The sequence below is a fragment of the Phycicoccus sp. Soil802 genome (genome assembly GCF_001429605.1).
Taxonomy (GTDB): Bacteria; Actinomycetota; Actinomycetes; order Actinomycetales; family Dermatophilaceae; genus Pedococcus.
Genome location: NZ_LMSS01000007.1, coordinates 400113 through 416443, shown reverse-complemented (window position 1 = coordinate 416443; position 16331 = coordinate 400113). Strand labels below are relative to the sequence as shown.

The 16331-nt window shown below is 65.5% G+C and carries 14 protein-coding genes; 12 read left to right on the top strand and 2 right to left on the bottom strand.

From position 1 onward, the window contains the following. Positions 1–5: 5 nt before the first annotated feature. Positions 6–593 (top strand): TetR/AcrR family transcriptional regulator, encoded by a 588-nt coding sequence (locus ASG91_RS18840; RefSeq protein WP_056924152.1) that lies wholly within the window; start codon positions 6–8, stop codon positions 591–593. A 776-nt stretch (positions 594–1369) separates the two neighbouring features. On the opposite strand, the gene ASG91_RS18835 is transcribed toward ASG91_RS18840, so the two are convergent. Continuing rightward, positions 1370–1963 carry a TetR/AcrR family transcriptional regulator gene (locus ASG91_RS18835; RefSeq protein WP_056924151.1) on the bottom strand — a complete coding sequence of 198 codons (594 nt, stop codon included), beginning with the start codon at positions 1961–1963 and terminating at the stop codon, positions 1370–1372. Between the two features lie 89 nt (positions 1964–2052). Between ASG91_RS18835 and ASG91_RS18830 the strand changes: the two genes are divergently transcribed. Then, positions 2053–2613, top strand: coding sequence for an NADPH-dependent FMN reductase (locus tag ASG91_RS18830; RefSeq protein WP_056924150.1), 561 nt, complete (start codon positions 2053–2055; stop codon positions 2611–2613). 120 nt (positions 2614–2733) lie between these two features. Then, positions 2734–3771: an aldo/keto reductase gene (locus tag ASG91_RS18825; RefSeq protein WP_082594363.1), complete on the top strand. Its 1038-nt coding sequence runs from the start codon at positions 2734–2736 to the stop codon at positions 3769–3771. Positions 3772–3888: 117 nt separating this feature from the next. On the opposite strand, the gene ASG91_RS18820 is transcribed toward ASG91_RS18825, so the two are convergent. Beyond that, complete coding sequence (locus ASG91_RS18820) at positions 3889–5160, bottom strand: ROK family protein (RefSeq protein ID WP_162257554.1); 1272 nt, start codon at positions 5158–5160, stop codon at positions 3889–3891. A 211-nt stretch (positions 5161–5371) separates the two neighbouring features. On the opposite strand from ASG91_RS18820, the gene ASG91_RS18815 reads away from it, so the two are divergent. From ASG91_RS18815 to ASG91_RS18775, 9 genes are all read left to right on the top strand, one after another. Further along, positions 5372–6265, top strand: a complete 894-nt coding sequence (locus ASG91_RS18815; protein ID WP_056924148.1) for a sugar phosphate isomerase/epimerase — start codon at positions 5372–5374, stop codon at positions 6263–6265. Continuing rightward, positions 6262–7326 (top strand): Gfo/Idh/MocA family protein, encoded by a 1065-nt coding sequence (locus ASG91_RS18810; RefSeq protein WP_056924147.1) that lies wholly within the window; start codon positions 6262–6264, stop codon positions 7324–7326. The genes ASG91_RS18815 and ASG91_RS18810 overlap by 4 nt, the downstream gene beginning before the upstream one ends. Further along, positions 7323–8117 carry a hypothetical protein gene (locus tag ASG91_RS18805; RefSeq protein ID WP_056924146.1) on the top strand — a complete coding sequence of 265 codons (795 nt, stop codon included), beginning with the start codon at positions 7323–7325 and terminating at the stop codon, positions 8115–8117. Before ASG91_RS18810 ends, ASG91_RS18805 begins: the two co-directional genes overlap by 4 nt. Before the next feature lie 58 nt (positions 8118–8175). Next, the gene (locus ASG91_RS18800) at positions 8176–9504 is read left to right on the top strand and encodes an ABC transporter substrate-binding protein (RefSeq protein ID WP_056924145.1); all 1329 of its coding nucleotides are present in this window, start codon (positions 8176–8178) and stop codon (positions 9502–9504) included. A gap of 1 nt (position 9505) precedes the next feature. Next, complete coding sequence (locus ASG91_RS18795; RefSeq protein WP_056924144.1) at positions 9506–10435, top strand: carbohydrate ABC transporter permease; 930 nt, start codon at positions 9506–9508, stop codon at positions 10433–10435. Continuing rightward, the gene (locus tag ASG91_RS18790; RefSeq protein WP_082594323.1) at positions 10435–11310 is read left to right on the top strand and encodes a carbohydrate ABC transporter permease; all 876 of its coding nucleotides are present in this window, start codon (positions 10435–10437) and stop codon (positions 11308–11310) included. The genes ASG91_RS18795 and ASG91_RS18790 overlap by 1 nt, the downstream gene beginning before the upstream one ends. A gap of 48 nt (positions 11311–11358) precedes the next feature. Then, complete coding sequence (locus ASG91_RS18785; RefSeq protein ID WP_056924143.1) at positions 11359–12378, top strand: sugar phosphate isomerase/epimerase; 1020 nt, start codon at positions 11359–11361, stop codon at positions 12376–12378. Further along, complete coding sequence (locus ASG91_RS18780; protein WP_056924142.1) at positions 12375–13502, top strand: Gfo/Idh/MocA family protein; 1128 nt, start codon at positions 12375–12377, stop codon at positions 13500–13502. Before ASG91_RS18785 ends, ASG91_RS18780 begins: the two co-directional genes overlap by 4 nt. 366 nt (positions 13503–13868) lie before the next feature. Beyond that, positions 13869–16262, top strand: a complete 2394-nt coding sequence (locus tag ASG91_RS18775; protein ID WP_056924141.1) for a GH116 family glycosyl-hydrolase — start codon at positions 13869–13871, stop codon at positions 16260–16262. Positions 16263–16331: the final 69 nt, after the last annotated feature.

The following is a 16331-nucleotide window of genomic DNA, read 5'->3' as shown; positions in this document are numbered from 1 at the left end:
ACTCCATGACTCAGCCAGCAGGAAAGCCGGTGCGCGCTGACGCACGGCGCAACCGCGGGAAAATCCTCGAGGCTGCCCGAGCGCAGATCACCCTCCACGGTTCCGACGTTGGCATGGATGAGATCGCTGCTGCTGCGGGCGTTGCTGTCGGCACTCTTTACAGTCACTTCCCGACGAAGGTGCATCTCGTCGCGTCGGTTGTGAGCGAGTTCGTCGCGCAGATGGCGGATCGTAGCGAGACCGCAGCGGCGGCCGTGCGCGATGGCAGTCCCGCATACACCGAGCTCACCGCGCTCCTACGGGACATCGTCATCGCAACCGCGACCAACCAAGCCGCGAAAGCCGCCGCGGCCGCTGTCGACGCCGACGAGGGCGATGCCTCCGACCTGCGACGAGGCGGCGCCGCCCTGCAGACGATCATCAATCAAGCTCGCGAAGACCGCACCGTCCGCTCGGACCTGTCAATCGAGGACTTCTATCTCCTCGTCAGCAACATCCCCGCCGGCCAGCCCACCGACACCCTCGACCGATGGATCGATCTCCTCCTTCACGGAATCGCGGCCCGAAGAGCCGACACGACTTCCACGCCCTGAAGCGGATCGATTCTGGCTCGCCCAAATAGATCTGCGTGCCTAAGTCGGGACCAACCACTGGCAGCCGCCCGCAGTCTGAGGTGACACCATTGGCTACGACCCACCGGCGGTGCAGCGTCGATTCGGGCGATTGCCGCACCACGGGAGCCGTGCTCGTCAGAGAATGGCAGCCCTGCGGTCACTCGTCCCCTTACGCTCGACGCCGGCTGCCAACGCGAACAGAGCCCTCTGTCGTTACCCGGGTGGGGTATGTGGAGCAAGAAAATTTGCGGCCGGAGCGCCAGGCCTCTGACCTGCAGAAACGCGGCGCCTGTTTGGGCGCGCGGGGAATGGGCGGGGAAATGTGGGGTCCGGAGGCCGTGACAGTCGGACTCACGCGCCGCGTGACCTGCGCGGACACGCGGGGTGGGGGTATGTAATCGCGATGGAGTTGCGCACCCTCCCTATTCCGCGCCGATGAGGCGCTTGGCGCGCGCCGCGTCCTGCAGTACCCGCAGCGGCGAAGTGAGGACGGATCCGTGTGCCAACGCCTCGTCAAAGTCGAGCGCGTCCACGAGTAGACGTCTGGCTGGGGTCGGCCGCGAGCCCTCCGACAACTCATTCTCAGAAGTGGGCGGACGCGCAGGTCGGGACCTCTTTTGGAGGTGAGTGCGGCTTCACGTGCTATAGCTCGCCAACGGAGGATCACATGGACTCCCCGCGCTCCTGCCGGCGCCATTGGCCCCTCATCAGCCGTCCAGAGAGGCTGGCTGGGTGTGGCATCGCCGGTTATGTTCTCAGCCCTCGATGACGCGGCGGGCGAGGTCCTGCCAGCCGGCGACGAATCGGTCCACGGCGAACCCTTCCAACTGCACGGCCTCCTCGACGATCACGGACTCCAGGGGTGCCAGAAGGGCCTTCGCGAGGAACTGCACGTCTCCGCGCACGTCCAGCTCGCGCAACAGATGTATGACGTGAAGCGTGGTGAACGATTTGGCGGCGACGGAGCGGCGGCCAGGCTGCCCCGCCGCCTCAATGAGGCGGGCCGCCTGGAGGTTGTACTCCAGGCGAGTGCGGCCGAATGCGACCAGTCGCTCCCAGGGCTCAACGCCGGGGCCCAGGGGCGGCGGACCGCTCATCACCAGGGCCTGAAACTGTGCCTCTCCATGGTTGAGAAGTGCCGCCATGAGGCCAGCCCTGCTGGTGAACCGACGGAAGACGGTTCCCTTGCCGACGCCCGCCTCCCGGGCAAGCGCATCCATGGTCACCGACTCGACGCCGTTGTCCTCGACCATCCGGCGGGCGGCCGCGAGCAATGCCTCGCGGTTGCGTGCCGCATCAGAGCGCTCGGGTCGGGGGCCCTCGAGCAGCGGGAGCGGGTGGCCACTCATGGCCGCAGTGTAGGGGTGGGAACATAAGCGGACCATGGTCCGTTTAGGTCAGTAAAGCCAAACCCTCACACAGCCTTCAGGAGCCCACCATGACCACTAGCGCCGCCACCCGCCTTGTTGTGCTTGTCGGAAGCCTGCGGAAAGACTCGTTCAATCGCCGTGTCGCCGAGGCGGTCGTCGAGCGCGCACCGCAAGGCGTCGAGGTCGTGATCGCTGACGGGCTGGGCGAGATCCCGTTCTACAACCAGGACCTCGACGCCGCGTCCGTCCCGCCTTCTGCCCAGCGGCTGCGGGAGCTGGTGGCTGGTGCCGACGGGGTGTTGGCCGTAACGCCGGAGTACAACGGCACCATGCCAGCGGTATTGAACAACGCAATCGACTGGCTGTCTCGGCCCTACGGGCGCGGCGCAATCACCGGCAAACCGTTCGCGGCGGTAGGCACGACGTCCAGCCAGTACGGCGGTAGGTGGGCGCACGACCACGCTCGTCGGTCGGCAGCCATCGCGGGTGCGGTTGTGCCGGAGCACATCGAGTTCTCGCAAACCACCACGGACGTCGATGTGCTGGGCGATGAGCAGGTCGTCAGCCGCCTGATCGCGGCAGTGGAGGCGCTAGTGGCGGTCGAGCCTCGGGCCCGCGCCGTCGCCTAGCCCCTGCATGGTCGCCACAAGACTCGACGTCGGCACCGCATCACCTAGGCAATTCTGCTTCTCTTGAGGTTGCGGCTACTCCCGCCTGGCCTGCCCGCCGCATAAGAGAAGGAAATGCTGATGAAGTACTCCGTCCTCGGTACGACAGGTTTGAAGGTGTCCCGGATCTGTCTGGGAACTGCCACTTTCGGGGTGGCTCCCGCCGCGAAAGACGCCGATCGGCTCGTTCGCGCTGCGATCGACGTTGGCATCAACTTCGTCGACACCGCCGACGTGTACGGCAACATGCCGGTTTTCGACCGGCCCGGCGCCCCAGCCGCCGCCGATCGTGAACCGGCCGAACAGATCCTCGGCCAGGCCCTCCGCGGCCGCCGCGACGAAATCGTGATTGCTACCAAGTGCAACGGCATCGTCGGACTGAACATCAACGACCGAGGCCTGTCGCGGCGCCACATCTTCCGCCAGGTCGAGACCAGCCTGCGTCGCCTGGAAACGGACTACATCGACCTGTATTACGCCCACGACCCCGATCCGGACACACCGCTGGAGCAGACCCTTGGGGCGTACGACGATCTCATCAGGCAAGGTAAGATCCGCTATGTCGGCTTGTCCAACCATCCCGCCTGGCAGATCATCCAAGCTCTGTGGATCGCTGACGACCGGCGTCATCAGGCGCCCGTTGCCGCTCAGGTGAAGTACAACCTCATCGACCGGGCAGCCGAACGCGAACTCGCACCGGCCTGCGAGCAGTTCGGTCTGTCCCTCGTCCCCTACGCTCCGCTGCATGGCGGGCTGCTAGCTGACCTTGGAGTTCTGGACCGCGAGGTGGCAGGCGACCGACGCTTTTCCGGAGCAGGCTTCACCGCCGCCGAAATCGCTATCGGCCGCGAAGTCGACCGGCTCAGCCGCAACTGGGAGCTGCGGCCGTACCAGGTGTCGTTGGCTTGGTTGCTGTCCCGCCCGGCGGTCGCCTCTGCCATCGTCGGCGCCGAAACCATTGAAGAGCTGCAGGCCAACGCCACGGCAGCCGAAGTCGAGCTCGAACCGGCGCAGCTCGACGCGCTGACCGCACTGGCCACTGAAGCGGCACCCTTCCATCACCGTGCGGGAGAAGGCCCAGAGCAGCCGCCCGCAGCGGGCCCGGGCAGATCCCACTGAGAACGCATCCCGGCACGACCCCAAAGACCCTCGAGCCGCCAGCCCAGGATGCCACCAGCGACCTGTTGACGACCGGTTGCCGGGAACGCCAAGCCACTCGCTCAGGCGCAGTACGCACTATCCAGCAGCCGGCTCCATAGAGGGATCATCAACGGCCGTCTGCCACGCCTCGAGCTGTTCGCCGGAAAGTAGCCCGCGGATCACCGTGTCGGCGCTACCAGCGACGCCAGCGATGTTTGCGTTCTGTGAACTCTCGATCTGCAGACTCTCCGTCGCGAGCGGAAATGAGCGCTTGTCGACAGATTGACGGACCGGTTCTGTCAGGAGGTGTCCCGCCTTGCCTCCTACGCGGCCCCCGATGACGATCAAGGCCGGGTTGATCAAGTTCGTTGCCCCGGCGACAGCAAGGCCAAGGGCTTCACCTGCCCGCGCCATGATCTGGGCGCATGCTTCATCACCGGCGAGCGCGCCGGCAACGATGTGCTCGTCCCGGATCTGACGCGGCGGCATCCCCTCAAGGAATGGGCTGTCTCCTTTGCGCATCGCGGCGATACCGAACTTGGTGATCGCTCGCCCGCTTGCCAAGGTGCCCAGGCACCCGGAGTTGCCGCACCAGCAGACCAAGGACCGATCGTTGGAAATCGTCATGTGGCCGATCTCGCCGGCCACACCTGAGGCGCCGCGGTAGAGGACTCCGTCGCTGATCAGTCCCGCACCAATTCCGGTACCCATCTTCACATACAGCATGTTCCGACACCCATCGGTAGAACGCTCGCGCGCCTCGCCTGCGGCCATCATGTTGACCTCGTTGTCGACCCACACGGGCACGTTGTACTTAGAGCTGAACCAGTCGGCCACAGAGAAGCCAGCCCATCCCCCGTCGCGCGTCGTATCCATGGTCAGACCGTCGGGTCCGACCGGGCCGAGCACGCCGACACCGATTCCGCGCAGAGGGCCACGAGCCTTTGTCGGGCGGTCCTCAAGCAACCGCGTGAAGACCGCCTCTGCGGCTGCCAGTGCCACGTCGGGACGTGCTCCCAACGGCAACCGGCGATGACGCGTCGCCAGGACATGGCCGGAAAGGTCGGTGATAGCGGCCGTCAGGCCGGTGGCTCCTAGCGAGACCGCGAGCACGCTGCCGGCGTCCGCGACGAAGTCAAGCCGACCAGGTGGTCGTCCCCCAGTGGAAGCGACCGTCGGACCCTCGCGGACGAGGCTCATCGCGATGAGCTGATCAACCCGCTGAATGACGATCTTTCGGCTGAGGCCGGTCACCCGGACGAGGTCGGGTCGGGTATTCGCGCTGCCCTCGAGGATCAGCCGTAGCACCTGCTCGAGGTGGGTATCGCTGGACGCGACAGGTGGGGTACTGGCGAGCCGTTTTGACACGTTTCCTCCGAAGGGTGGTCGGGCGCAGCCAAGGTTACATCCCTCGGGGTTACATCCCTTGCGGGCAAAACCTTGACTTTTGGCTCTCAGGTCCATATGTTCGGCGTCACACCGCAGAACCGCTACCCACACCGGATCGCGCGATGGAAGTGCCGAGGCCAACCCCGCCTCGCCGACTCGCACCCCCGCTGGCGCAAGGACAAGGACACCGATGTCTGGTCAGACGATGAAGGTCGCCGTCAACCCGCTGCCGTGGGTGCTCAGCGACGGCCGGTTCCAGCTGAGCCGCACGGTCCTGGTCGACGCTTTGGCTGACCTGCGTGAGGTGGGGTTCCGCGCGCTACACGCCCAGGTCCCTGACGACATGACGGTCGTCGGTTACCGCCAGACGCTCGCGGACTACGGGTTCGTGCCGGCCCCCGGGTACTTCTCCGAGCACTTTGCCGACGTGGGTTCCGGGGCCGAGGTCCTCGAGCGGGCCCGCCGCGCCGCCGAAGTACACCTCGAGCTCGGCCTCTCTGAGATGTTCATCGCGTCCGAGATGGCGACCGAGCGAATGGCTCGTCCGGCTGTCGGGCACCTCCCAGACCACGAACGACTGAGGCGGCTCACTGACGGCATTGTGGCGGCCGCTGAGGTCATGCAGTCGGAAGGAGTCACCGCCGCGTTGCACTCGCACGTCGGCTCGTGGGTGGAGACCGAGGAAGAGATCCGGGCCGTACTGGACTGGTCCGAGGGTTCGGCCTTGGCGTTCGGTCCCGACACGGGGCATCTGTTCTGGGGCGGCGCCGATCCGGGGCGCCTGATCAAGGCCTACGCGACTCGCGTGGCCTGCGTTCACATCAAGGATGTCGACGCAGCCGCAGCCGCAACCGCCCGCGAACGAAGGGACAACTACCAAGATGCGACCTCTGTGCGCCACGTGTGGACCGAGCCCGGACGTGGCGACGTCGACCTCGACGCGGTGATCGCTGCCCTGGAAGGCTTCGACGGGTGGGCGGTCCTTGAGGTAGATGTACCGAACCTGCCGTCGCGGGTTGAGAGCGCCCGTGCGGGCCTGAGCTACTTCGAGGCCAACCCAGCTTTCGACGTGATCGCGTCATGACGGCCTCCTCCACGCTCGGTGTCGGCTTTCTGGGAAGCGGCCCGGTGACGCAGGCCATCCACCTACCTGCGTTGGCGCGACTGACCGACCTCTTCACCGTGCGCGCGGTGATGGACGTCAGTGAGGCAACCGCCGACGGGGTCGCCGCCCGAGTCGGCGCTCGAGGAACCACGTCGGTCGACGAAGTGTTGGAAGACACCGAGGTGGACGTCGTCGCGGTATGCAGCCCCCACCAGTTCCACGCCGAGCAGGTCATCGCCGCCTGCCGGGCAGGTAAGCGAGCGGTGTTGTGCGAAAAGCCGTTTGCGACCACCTCCGATGAAGCGTCACGGATCGCGCAAGTCTCACAGGAGACCGGTGTGCCCATCATCGTCGGCGCCATGCACACCTACGACCCCGGTTGGGTCTCGTTCACCAAGGCCTGGGGGCCAGCTCGAGGGAGCGCATCTCACATCCGCTGCTCTGTGGTTCTGCCGCCCAACACTCGCTTTGAGGACTTCGCCACGGAAGTGGCCAACCGCCAACCGCCACAGGAGCCCTCCCCCCCGAACTCGGTCGACGACCGCGCAAACCGGCTTCGTGGCGGGATCTTGGGCCTCGCCATCCACGACCTTCCTTTGATCCGTGCCTTCCTGAGCACAACAGACGGCATCGTCGTGCACACGGCGCAGGCGCTGAACCCGTTCGGATATCTGGTCGTGTTCTCCTGTGGCGACCAGGTCGTTGAGCTGCACGCACACATGTCTGACAACTGGAGCCCAAACTGGTTGTTGGAGGTATACGCAGACGACCGCGTCGGCTCAATCAAGTTCACGCCCTCCTATGTTCAAGCCGGCTCCGCCGAGGCAGCCATCAGCTCAGCCGGCAAGCAGGTGCATTTCGCGCCGAGCGGGCGGAACGGGTACGTCGAGCAGTGGCAGCACCTGTACGACATCGCTCACGGCGAGCCGGCCCACTTTTCCCCGACGGATCTGATTGCAGATCTGACGTTCGCCCTTGACCTCTCCGCAAAGGCATCTAGCGCCCTAGCGAGCAGCCCCGAGCCAGCTGGTGTCCGATGACCGCCCTGAGGGTCAGCGCCGGACCTGACGAAGCCGTCGCCGGCGACGTCCTTCCCGTGATCGCATCCCTACCGATCTCGTTGGTGGCCAAAGCATCCGAGAACGCGGCCGATCTGTTCGTCGTCCACGGGGGGCCCGACTGGCCGCAGCGAACCGCCGAATGCCTTCTCCACGACCTCCGTGGCCTGCTGATTGTCGAACCGACTCCCGTCCCGGCGAACCAGGTACCCGACGACCTCTCGGTTCCGGTGGTCGTCGACTACCGGTTCGCGGGTAACCCTGCCCTGGCCGCGGCGGCTGAGGCGTTCGTCGGCTGGCCCGCCGAAGGGATGATCGAGATCGCGGCCACGGATCAACAAGAGTCGAATCTGGGCGCCACCCTCCTCGACCAGCTGGCCACGCTGCGCCGCGTCGGTCAGCCCGTGGTCGACCTCCACCGACTGAGCTGGAACGGCAGCGGCTACTACCTCCGCGCTTCGACGACTGCAGGATCGTTCGTACTTCTCAGTGCCCACGTCACCTCCGGCGCTCCGCCCTCGCTTCGAGTTCGGGGACTGGCCGCCAACGCCTCGGTGGAGCTTGTCCTGCCGGACCCCGCCACCGCCCGCCCTGCTGTGCTGGTCCGCACCACGCCGAGCGGAGCCACCACGATGCCGACCCTCTGGGAGACCTCACACCGTGCGGGTTGGCGCCGACTACATGCCGCCGTTACCGGGGCCACGCTGACCACGGACTTAGTCGAGCTGAGAGCGGAGCTGACCTTGGTCAACAACGTCCTTCCACCGCAATAGCCCCTCTACCCCGACCCAACTGGCTCGACATCCATGCACATCCACGAGAGGAACCATCATGAGCAACCTGAGCATCCCCGACTTCTCCCGACGCGGCTTTCTCAAGGTCACAGGCGCGGCTGCGGGCCTGGCCCTCATCCCAGGGTTGGCGGCCTGCGCCGAGTCGAAAACCCAGACCGGCTCCGGTGGCGCCGCCGGGACGTTGAAGTTCTGGGACATGCCATGGTCCACAGGCACGTACGACAAGGCCTCGCAGGCTCTGGTCGCTGCATACAAGCCGGCGAAGGGGCTGCCAGGGGCGGCGTTGCAACGAATCCAGTGGAACAACTTCACGACCACGTTCTCCTCGGCACTGGCATCCAAGACCGGTCCCGCGGCGAGCTCCGGCGGCGGGTTCCAGGCCTTCCAGTTCGCCGACCAGGGCTACATCGCCATGGCCGACAACCTCATCTCGACGTGGGAGAAGGAAGGCTTCAAGAAGGACTTCCTCCCCGGCACGATCGAGGCGATGAAGACCGACAAGGGATACGTCGGCGTCCCCTGGCAGTCCGACTACCGGGTCTGGTGGTACCGCAAGTCCCTGTTCGACGACGCCGGCGCGACGATCCCCACAACATGGGATGAGCTGATGACCGCCGGGGCCGCACTGAAGAAGAAGGGCTACTTCGGCTTCGGTTTGGGGGCGGGAGCAGGCAACAGCTTCGGTGTCCAGGGGATCGTCATGATGATGATCAACAACGGCGGCGGCATCTTCTCGCCCGACGGCAAGCTCGACCTGCTCAACGAGCGCAACGTCGAGGCCATCGACTTCGTCATCGAGCTGGTCAAGGCCGGCATCAGCGACCGTGCCTCAGTCAGCTACTCCGCGGACAATCTCCTTGCCCAATGGAAGAACAAGAAGAACGCGTTCGGCATTCACACTGCGGGCCTCAACGACTCGATCGGAGACACCACCGGAGACTTGGTGGTTGCCAGCCCGTTGACAGGTCCGCACGGCGACAAGGCAATCCTGGCGTACGTCAACAGCATCATGATGTACACCAACACCCCGTCCCAGCAGGCGACTGAGGCGTTCGTGTCCTACTACATCAAGAACATGAAGTCGTACTGGCAGCAGGGCGTCATCAGCGCTCTCCCCGTGTTGCAGTCCATCGTCGACCTGCCCGAGTTCCAGAAGGACGAGGCCAAGGCGAAGGTGGTCAAGGAGTACCAGCCGGTTGCCAAGACCTTTGGCGCACGTTCGGACAAGCTGTTCGGCGCGATCGGCCAGGTCGACGGCAGCCAGCCGCTGAACCAGTTCGCCCAAGCGGTCCTCGGCGGGCGGACCGACGCCAAGTCGGCGCTGACGACCCTGCAGCAGGGCCTGTCCAGCATCGTGAAGTCGTGACATGACGTCCACGACCACGGCCACGTCGACCCGGGAGAGGCGTGCCCCCGGGACGCCGGGCGGGCGACGGTTCAAGCCCGGTACGTGGACCATGTTCTTCCTGGCTCTGCCGTCCATCGTGCTGCTGCTGCTGATCCATGGGTGGCCGCTCATCCAGGCGTTCCGGCAGTCGCTACACGATGGCACCCTGATCAACCCCGGGCAGTTCGTGGGGCTGCAGAACTACATCGACAACCTGAACAGCCCCACGTTCTGGAAGGCCGCCGGGTTCACCGTGGTCTTCACGGTGGTCGGGGTCTTCGGCAGCTGGATCATCGGGCTTGGGCTGGCGCTGCTTCTGCGCACCCGCATACCTGCCGGTGGCATCTTCAAGGTGCTGCTGCTGCTGCCCTGGGTCGTGCCCATCGTCGTCTCCTCGACCGCGATCAACTGGCTGGTCGCTACCAGCTCCAGCCCAATTCCCATGCTGTTCGAGAACCTCGGCCTCGCCCCGCCGCTGTTCCTCGCCGATCCGACCTGGGCCCGGATTCTGGTCTGCGTGTTCAAGGTGTGGGTCAGCTTCCCGTTCATGATGCTGATGTCCAGCGCAGCCCTGGCCAGCGTCGACGAGACCGTCTACGAGGCGGCCAGAATGGACGGCGCGAGCAGCCCACAGCAGCTGCGCTGGATCACCCTGCCGATCATCGCCCGGTCCACGTACATCTCATGGATCCTCATGACGATCTTCTGCGTCAACGACTTCCCGACCATCTTCTTGCTCACCGGCGGTGGTCCGATCGACGCCACCAACTCCCTGGTCGTCCTCGCCTACAGAACCGTCTTCCAGAACCAGCAAGTCGGCCTCGGAGTCGCGGTCGCGTTCATGATGACCGTCGTGCTGGTGGTCATCGCCACCCTCCTCTACCGGCAGATCCGAAAGGCAGCGATCTGATGGCTATCGTCCACCAAACGGCCAAGGTCGGCCAGGTCGCCGGCAAGCAACTGCTGACATCACAGGAGAAGGGCACCCGCGGGCAGTGGTGGCGCTTCGTCCTCGTCCTGTTCATCGTGGTCGTCACGTTGATACCCATTGCCGTCGTGATGTTTCTGGCGTTCACCCCCACGGTGACCTCGAGTACCAGCGGGTTCACCCTCGAGAACTTCAGCAACGTCTTTGCCAATAGCGATGTCATTCTCTGGCTTCAGAACAGCCTGCTCGTCACCCTCGGCACCGTCGTGGTGTCGGTCGCGGTCGCGGCGCCAGCCGGCTACGTCCTCTCCAGGGGCCGCAGTAGGGCCGTGTCCGGCTATTCACTTCTGCTGTTCGTCTTCCAGAGCCTGCCCGTGGTCACCTCGGTCATCCCCCTGTTCATCCTGTTTGCCAAACTCGGCCTGATCGACAACCTGTTCGGCGTCACGATCGTCTACGTCGCCTCCGCCATGTCGGTCGCCACCTGGATGATGGCCGCCTACATGGACTCCATCCCCATCTCCCTCGAGGAAGCCGCCTGGATCGACGGCGCGTCACTCTTCCGAGGCTTCGCCCAGGTCGTGCTGCGCAACTCCCTGCCCGGCGTCCTGTCCACCGCCATCTTCACGTTCCTCGTCGCTTGGAACGACTACCTCGTCGCCATCGTCTTTCTACGCTCAGCCGTCGCGTTCACGCTGCCTCTGGGCGTGCAGTCCTTCTTCCAGCAGAACACGACCGACTGGGGCGGAGTCATGGCCATCGCCGTCGTGATGATGATCCCGCCTGTCCTCATCTTCGTGCTGCTCAACAAGTACTTCAGCGTGGGTGGAATCGGCGGCTCGCTCGCCGGCCAGTAGTTCGCCCACCGCTCACCAGCACCGAAGCGTTACGAATAGGAGAACGCCATGCGGCGACCCCTGACTCTGTTCACCGGCCAATGGGCGGACCTGCCATTCGAGGAAGTATGCCGGCTGGCCTCCTCATGGGGGTACGACGGACTGGAGATCGCCTGTTCCGGCGACCACCTCGACGCCGAACGCGGCGCCGTCGACGACGCCTACATCGCCGAGCGGCGGAAGATCCTCGACAGCTTTGGCCTGCGCGTGTATGCGATCTCCGCGCACCTCCAAGGTCAGGCCGTCTGCGACGACCCGATAGACCAACGCCATCAAGGCATCCTGGCTCCCTCCGTCTGGGGTGACGGCGACCCGCAGGGAGTTCGTCATCGGGCGGCTGAGGCGGTCAAGAACGCGGCGCGCACAGCCGCCCGGCTGGGCGTGACCACCGTCGTCGGGTTCACCGGGTCGTCGATCTGGAAGTACGTCGCGATGTTCCCGCCGGCTTCCGCCGCCATGGTCGAGGCGGGTTACCGAGACTTCGCCGCGAGGTGGAACCCGATTCTCGACGTTTTCGACGAGGTCGGCGTCCGGTTCGCGCACGAGGTTCACCCTTCCGAGATCGCCTACGACTACTACTCCACCCAGCTCGCACTCGAGGCAGTCGGTCACCGGCCCGCCTTCGGCCTCAACTGGGACCCCTCGCACATGGTGTGGCAGGGCATCGACCCGGTGAACTTCATCTGGGACTTCCGCGACCGGATCTACCACGTCGACTGCAAAGACACCAAGATGCGGACCCCCGACGGTCGCCGCGGCATCCTCGGATCCCACCTGCCTTGGGCCGACCCGCGACGCCGTTGGGATTTCGTGTCGACCGGGCGCGGCGACGTGGACTGGGCCGAGTGCTTCCGCATGCTCACGACCATCGGATACGACGGACCCATCTCCGTCGAGTGGGAAGACGCCGGCATGGACCGTCTGCAGGGCGCAGCCGAGGCTGTGAGGTACCTGCGCAGCCAGCTGTTTGAACCGCCTGAAATGTCGTTCGACTCCGCGTTCGCCACCGCCCCGGGTCTGACGTCATGAGCCCTACCGCCATCCCGTCAGCCATTCGGTCTGTAATCGTGGGGACGGGATTCATGGGCGACGTTCATGCTCGGGCGGTACGCGCCTCTGGGGGCACCGTGGCGGCCGTCGTCTCGCGCAGCGCCGACCAAGCGGCCGCCGCTGCGACACGCTTCGGCGCGGAGTCGGCATACACCGCCCTGGAGCAGGCACTGAACGGGGGCCAGGTCGATGTTGTCCACATCTGCACCCCCAACCACACCCACCTAGAGCTCGCGCACGAAGCGATCGCCGCAGGCGTGCACGTGATCTGTGAGAAGCCGCTGGCCACGAGCACTTCGGATGCCGAGGACCTCGAGGCGGCAGCAACCGCGGCTGGAGTGGTCCACGCGATCCCATTCGCGTACCGCTTCTACGGCTCGGTTCGCGAAGCCCGGGCACGTGTCCTCGCCTCCCCGAAGAGCAGCGTCCGGATCATCCACGGCAGCTACCTTCAAGACTGGTTGTCACGTCCCGACGACACGAACTGGCGGGTCGACCCCGCCCTCGGAGGACACTCGCGAGCCTTCGGCGACATTGGCGTCCACTGGTGTGACCTGGTCGAGTTCGTGACCGGCCACCGCATCGCGCGGGTCAGTGCGCAACTGTTGGCGTTACCGCGAACAGGAGCCGGGGGATCGGGCACTGAAGACGCCGCAGTCATACAGTTCGTCACCGACCACGGGGCGATCGGTTCGAGCGTCATCAGCCAGATCTCACCCGGTCGCAAGAACCGGCTGTGGTTCTCCATCGACACCGCCGACGCCTCGTACCAGTTCGACCAGGAAGACCCGGACTCCCTCTGGATCGGCGGTCGGGGCCACAACGTGGAACTGCCGCGTGCCGCGGAGGACCAAGTCATCGGCCCCCATTACGACCTGGTCCCTGCAGGGCACCCCCAGGGATACCAAGACTGCTTCACCAACTTCGTCAGAGACGTCCATCGGGCGGTGCGCGGCGAGCGACCGGATGGCCTACCCACCTTCGCGGACGGGCTTCGCGCAGCCGCACTGACCGACGCCGTTCTGGAGTCAGCGCGCACCGGCGCGTGGGTCGAGCCGACGACGCCCCGGCAGGGGGTCGTCAGTGCCGCGGCCCGGCGTTGATCTTCAGCCCCCATCGAGCCCAAAGGCCGTCCTCGGGCGCCTTCGGAATGTCCCATCCGTCAGTGCCGACCGGAAGCGAGTCAAGTCATGAAAGATCCAACCTTCTCCAGAAGCCGGAGCGCCCGCAGGCGCCGAGCAGCCGTTGCTGTCGCAGTCGGCATCGCCGCTACGGGCATCGCACCGGCACTAGCGTCGGTGCCGCTGGCGCCAGCCGCGCAACCGGGGCGGCACTCGGACCTTGGTGACGCTGCATACCAACGACCCCTCGGAGTCATTGGAAGTGTCCCATGCAGCGTTCACGACTGGCAGCGGTGCGCGGGGGATGCCTCCGCACCCGACACCGTTCCCTTCGCGCTCGGCAACCCGATGGCGCAGCCCGGCCTCGGCATCCCGCTCGGTGGCCTTGGAGCGGGTTCCTTCATGATCAACCAAGCTGGGACCTTCGGTCCGTGGAACATGGGCGGAGCCACAAACTCCAACTACGAGAAGCGCATCCTTCCTCAGGCTGCCATCCACATCCGCGAACAGCAGCAAGGCCGAAGTGCCTCGACGAGGACGCTCGCCGTCAACAGCTCCGAGTTCGGTTCCGTCCTTCCTGCCTGGTCGACCCTAGATGCTGGCAAGGGGACGTACAGCGCGCTCTACCCCTTCGGCCGGATCGACTACACCGACCCCGTGCCCTCCACCTCTGTGTCGACCACATTCTGGTCTCCCATCGTGGCCGGCAACGACGAGTCCTCGTCCCAACCGGTGGCCTACTTCGACGTGCAACTCACGAACAAGACGAGCAAGGCGACGAAGGTGTCGACGATGTTCACCTTCCCGAACGCGCCAACCCACGTGGCCAGCACTGTCCAGAACACCCCCAGCCCGGTGTCCAGTGTCCGCACGGGCTACACCAGCCACAAGACGGTCGATCACCGCAACAAGATCACCGGCATCACGCTGGGGGCGTCCAGCCCCGCCAACACCGCAGACTCGCAGAACAGCGAGTGGACCACTGCCGTTCGCAGTGAACCCGGACAGCGAGTCACCTACGCAACCTCCTGGGACGCCGACGGCGACGGCTCCGACATCTACACCCCCTTCAAGGCAACCGGTGCCCTGCCCAACGCTGCCCTCGACGACAGCAGCTCCGCCAGCGCCCTAGCAGTCTCGATGAACCTGCCTGCCCATCACACGCAAACCGTTCACTTCGTCCTGGCCTGGGACTTCCCGCAAATCACTTTCGGTACCGCGGGCGACACAGTCTGGATGCGGCGCTACACCTCCTATTACGGAGCCCGGGAAGACGCACGAAACAACTACATCCCGGGCAGCTATGCCGGCAACCAGGGCTTCGCCATCGCGGCGCGGAACCTCGCACGCGAAGACAAGGCAGCGAAAGCCCTGGCACGCTGGTGGAAGCCGGTGGCATTCGACAACACGGTGTCGCCCGCAATCCGCATAGCCGCTCTGAACGAACTCGGACAGCTCCCGTTCAACGGCTCCTTCTGGGAATCCGGCCTCGTCTCCAGTCCACACCTGACCGGTGCACCCCGGATAGGCTCGGCGGTTCCTGGCACCCACCTGTTCCACACGGTTTCGGGTGGTGGTTGGGCCGACGCCGGGGAGACCGACGTCCAAGGCCAGATGGCGATCGCTCTGCGCGAGTTGTTCCCCTCCACCGAAGCCGCCTGGGTACGCGCGACCTCCGAGATGGTCACCCAAGACCCGAACGGCCGAGTGCCCGGTAGCCCGGGCTTCAACGGCCCGGTCGGCAGCTATATCTGGTGGCACCTGACCGCACCGTGGCTGCTATGGGAGAACTCCACCAGCCCAGCCGTACCCGAGACCACCTTCTTCGACCGTCCGGCCAAGTACTTGATCCGTTCGTACGGCGCCTATCACAGCTCCGGCAACGACGCACTGTTGCGCGACATCTACCCTGCGATGCTCCGCGCCTGGACGCACGACGTGCAATCTCGGATACCGCAGGGCGACACGCTGCCCACGGAGCCGGCCGCCTTCGCCAGCACCTACGACATCATGGGGCAGTCCGGTGGAGTGCATGGTGTCTACAACTCCGGCCTGTACGTCTTGGCCGCAGACATCATGGCAGCCGCTACAAAGGACGCCAAACGGCTCGGGATCCCCGCAGCCTCGGCGGTGGATCTCGCCGCCCTCGACCACACGCGGGCCACTTCCCGTTCTGCGTATGAGGCGGCCTTCTGGACCGGGAGCTACTACAAGTTCACTGACGCAGGAGCCCGGTCCACGGATGCCTTCGTCGACGTCCTGTGGCCTCAGCACGTGGCCGAGCAGCTCGGGCTGCCGGACATCAATCCGCCTGCACACGTGGCCGCCCACCTGACCAACACCTTCGACCTCATGACGCAGCTGAAGGACTCCACAGGGCACATGCTCGGAGCGCCGAATCTCGTCCCCTACGGTGGCAAGCCCTACCCGTTCCTGCTCAACCGACCCCTGGAACTCGGTTTCCAGGCCGCAGAGGTGTGGACCGGGACGAACTTCGAGCTCGCCGGGACGCTCATTCGGGAAGGCCGACGGCTCGGACGACCCGACCTGGTCGCCGACGGCAACGAGCTCGCGGAAGGTCTGGTGCACCAGATCTACAGCCCGAGCGCAGCCGCAGGTGGTGCTTTCGCCTTCAACACCCCCGAGGCGTGGAACGGCTACGACCCCACCACCTACCGAGCGGCCTACTACGTGCGAGCCCTAGCCGCCTGGGACACGTACGCATCGGCCCGCCGCCAGTGACAGCGCAGACCTAACGCTCGTGCACCAAGTGAGGACGGAGGGTCAGGCCGTGACCCTGCGTCCTCGTCA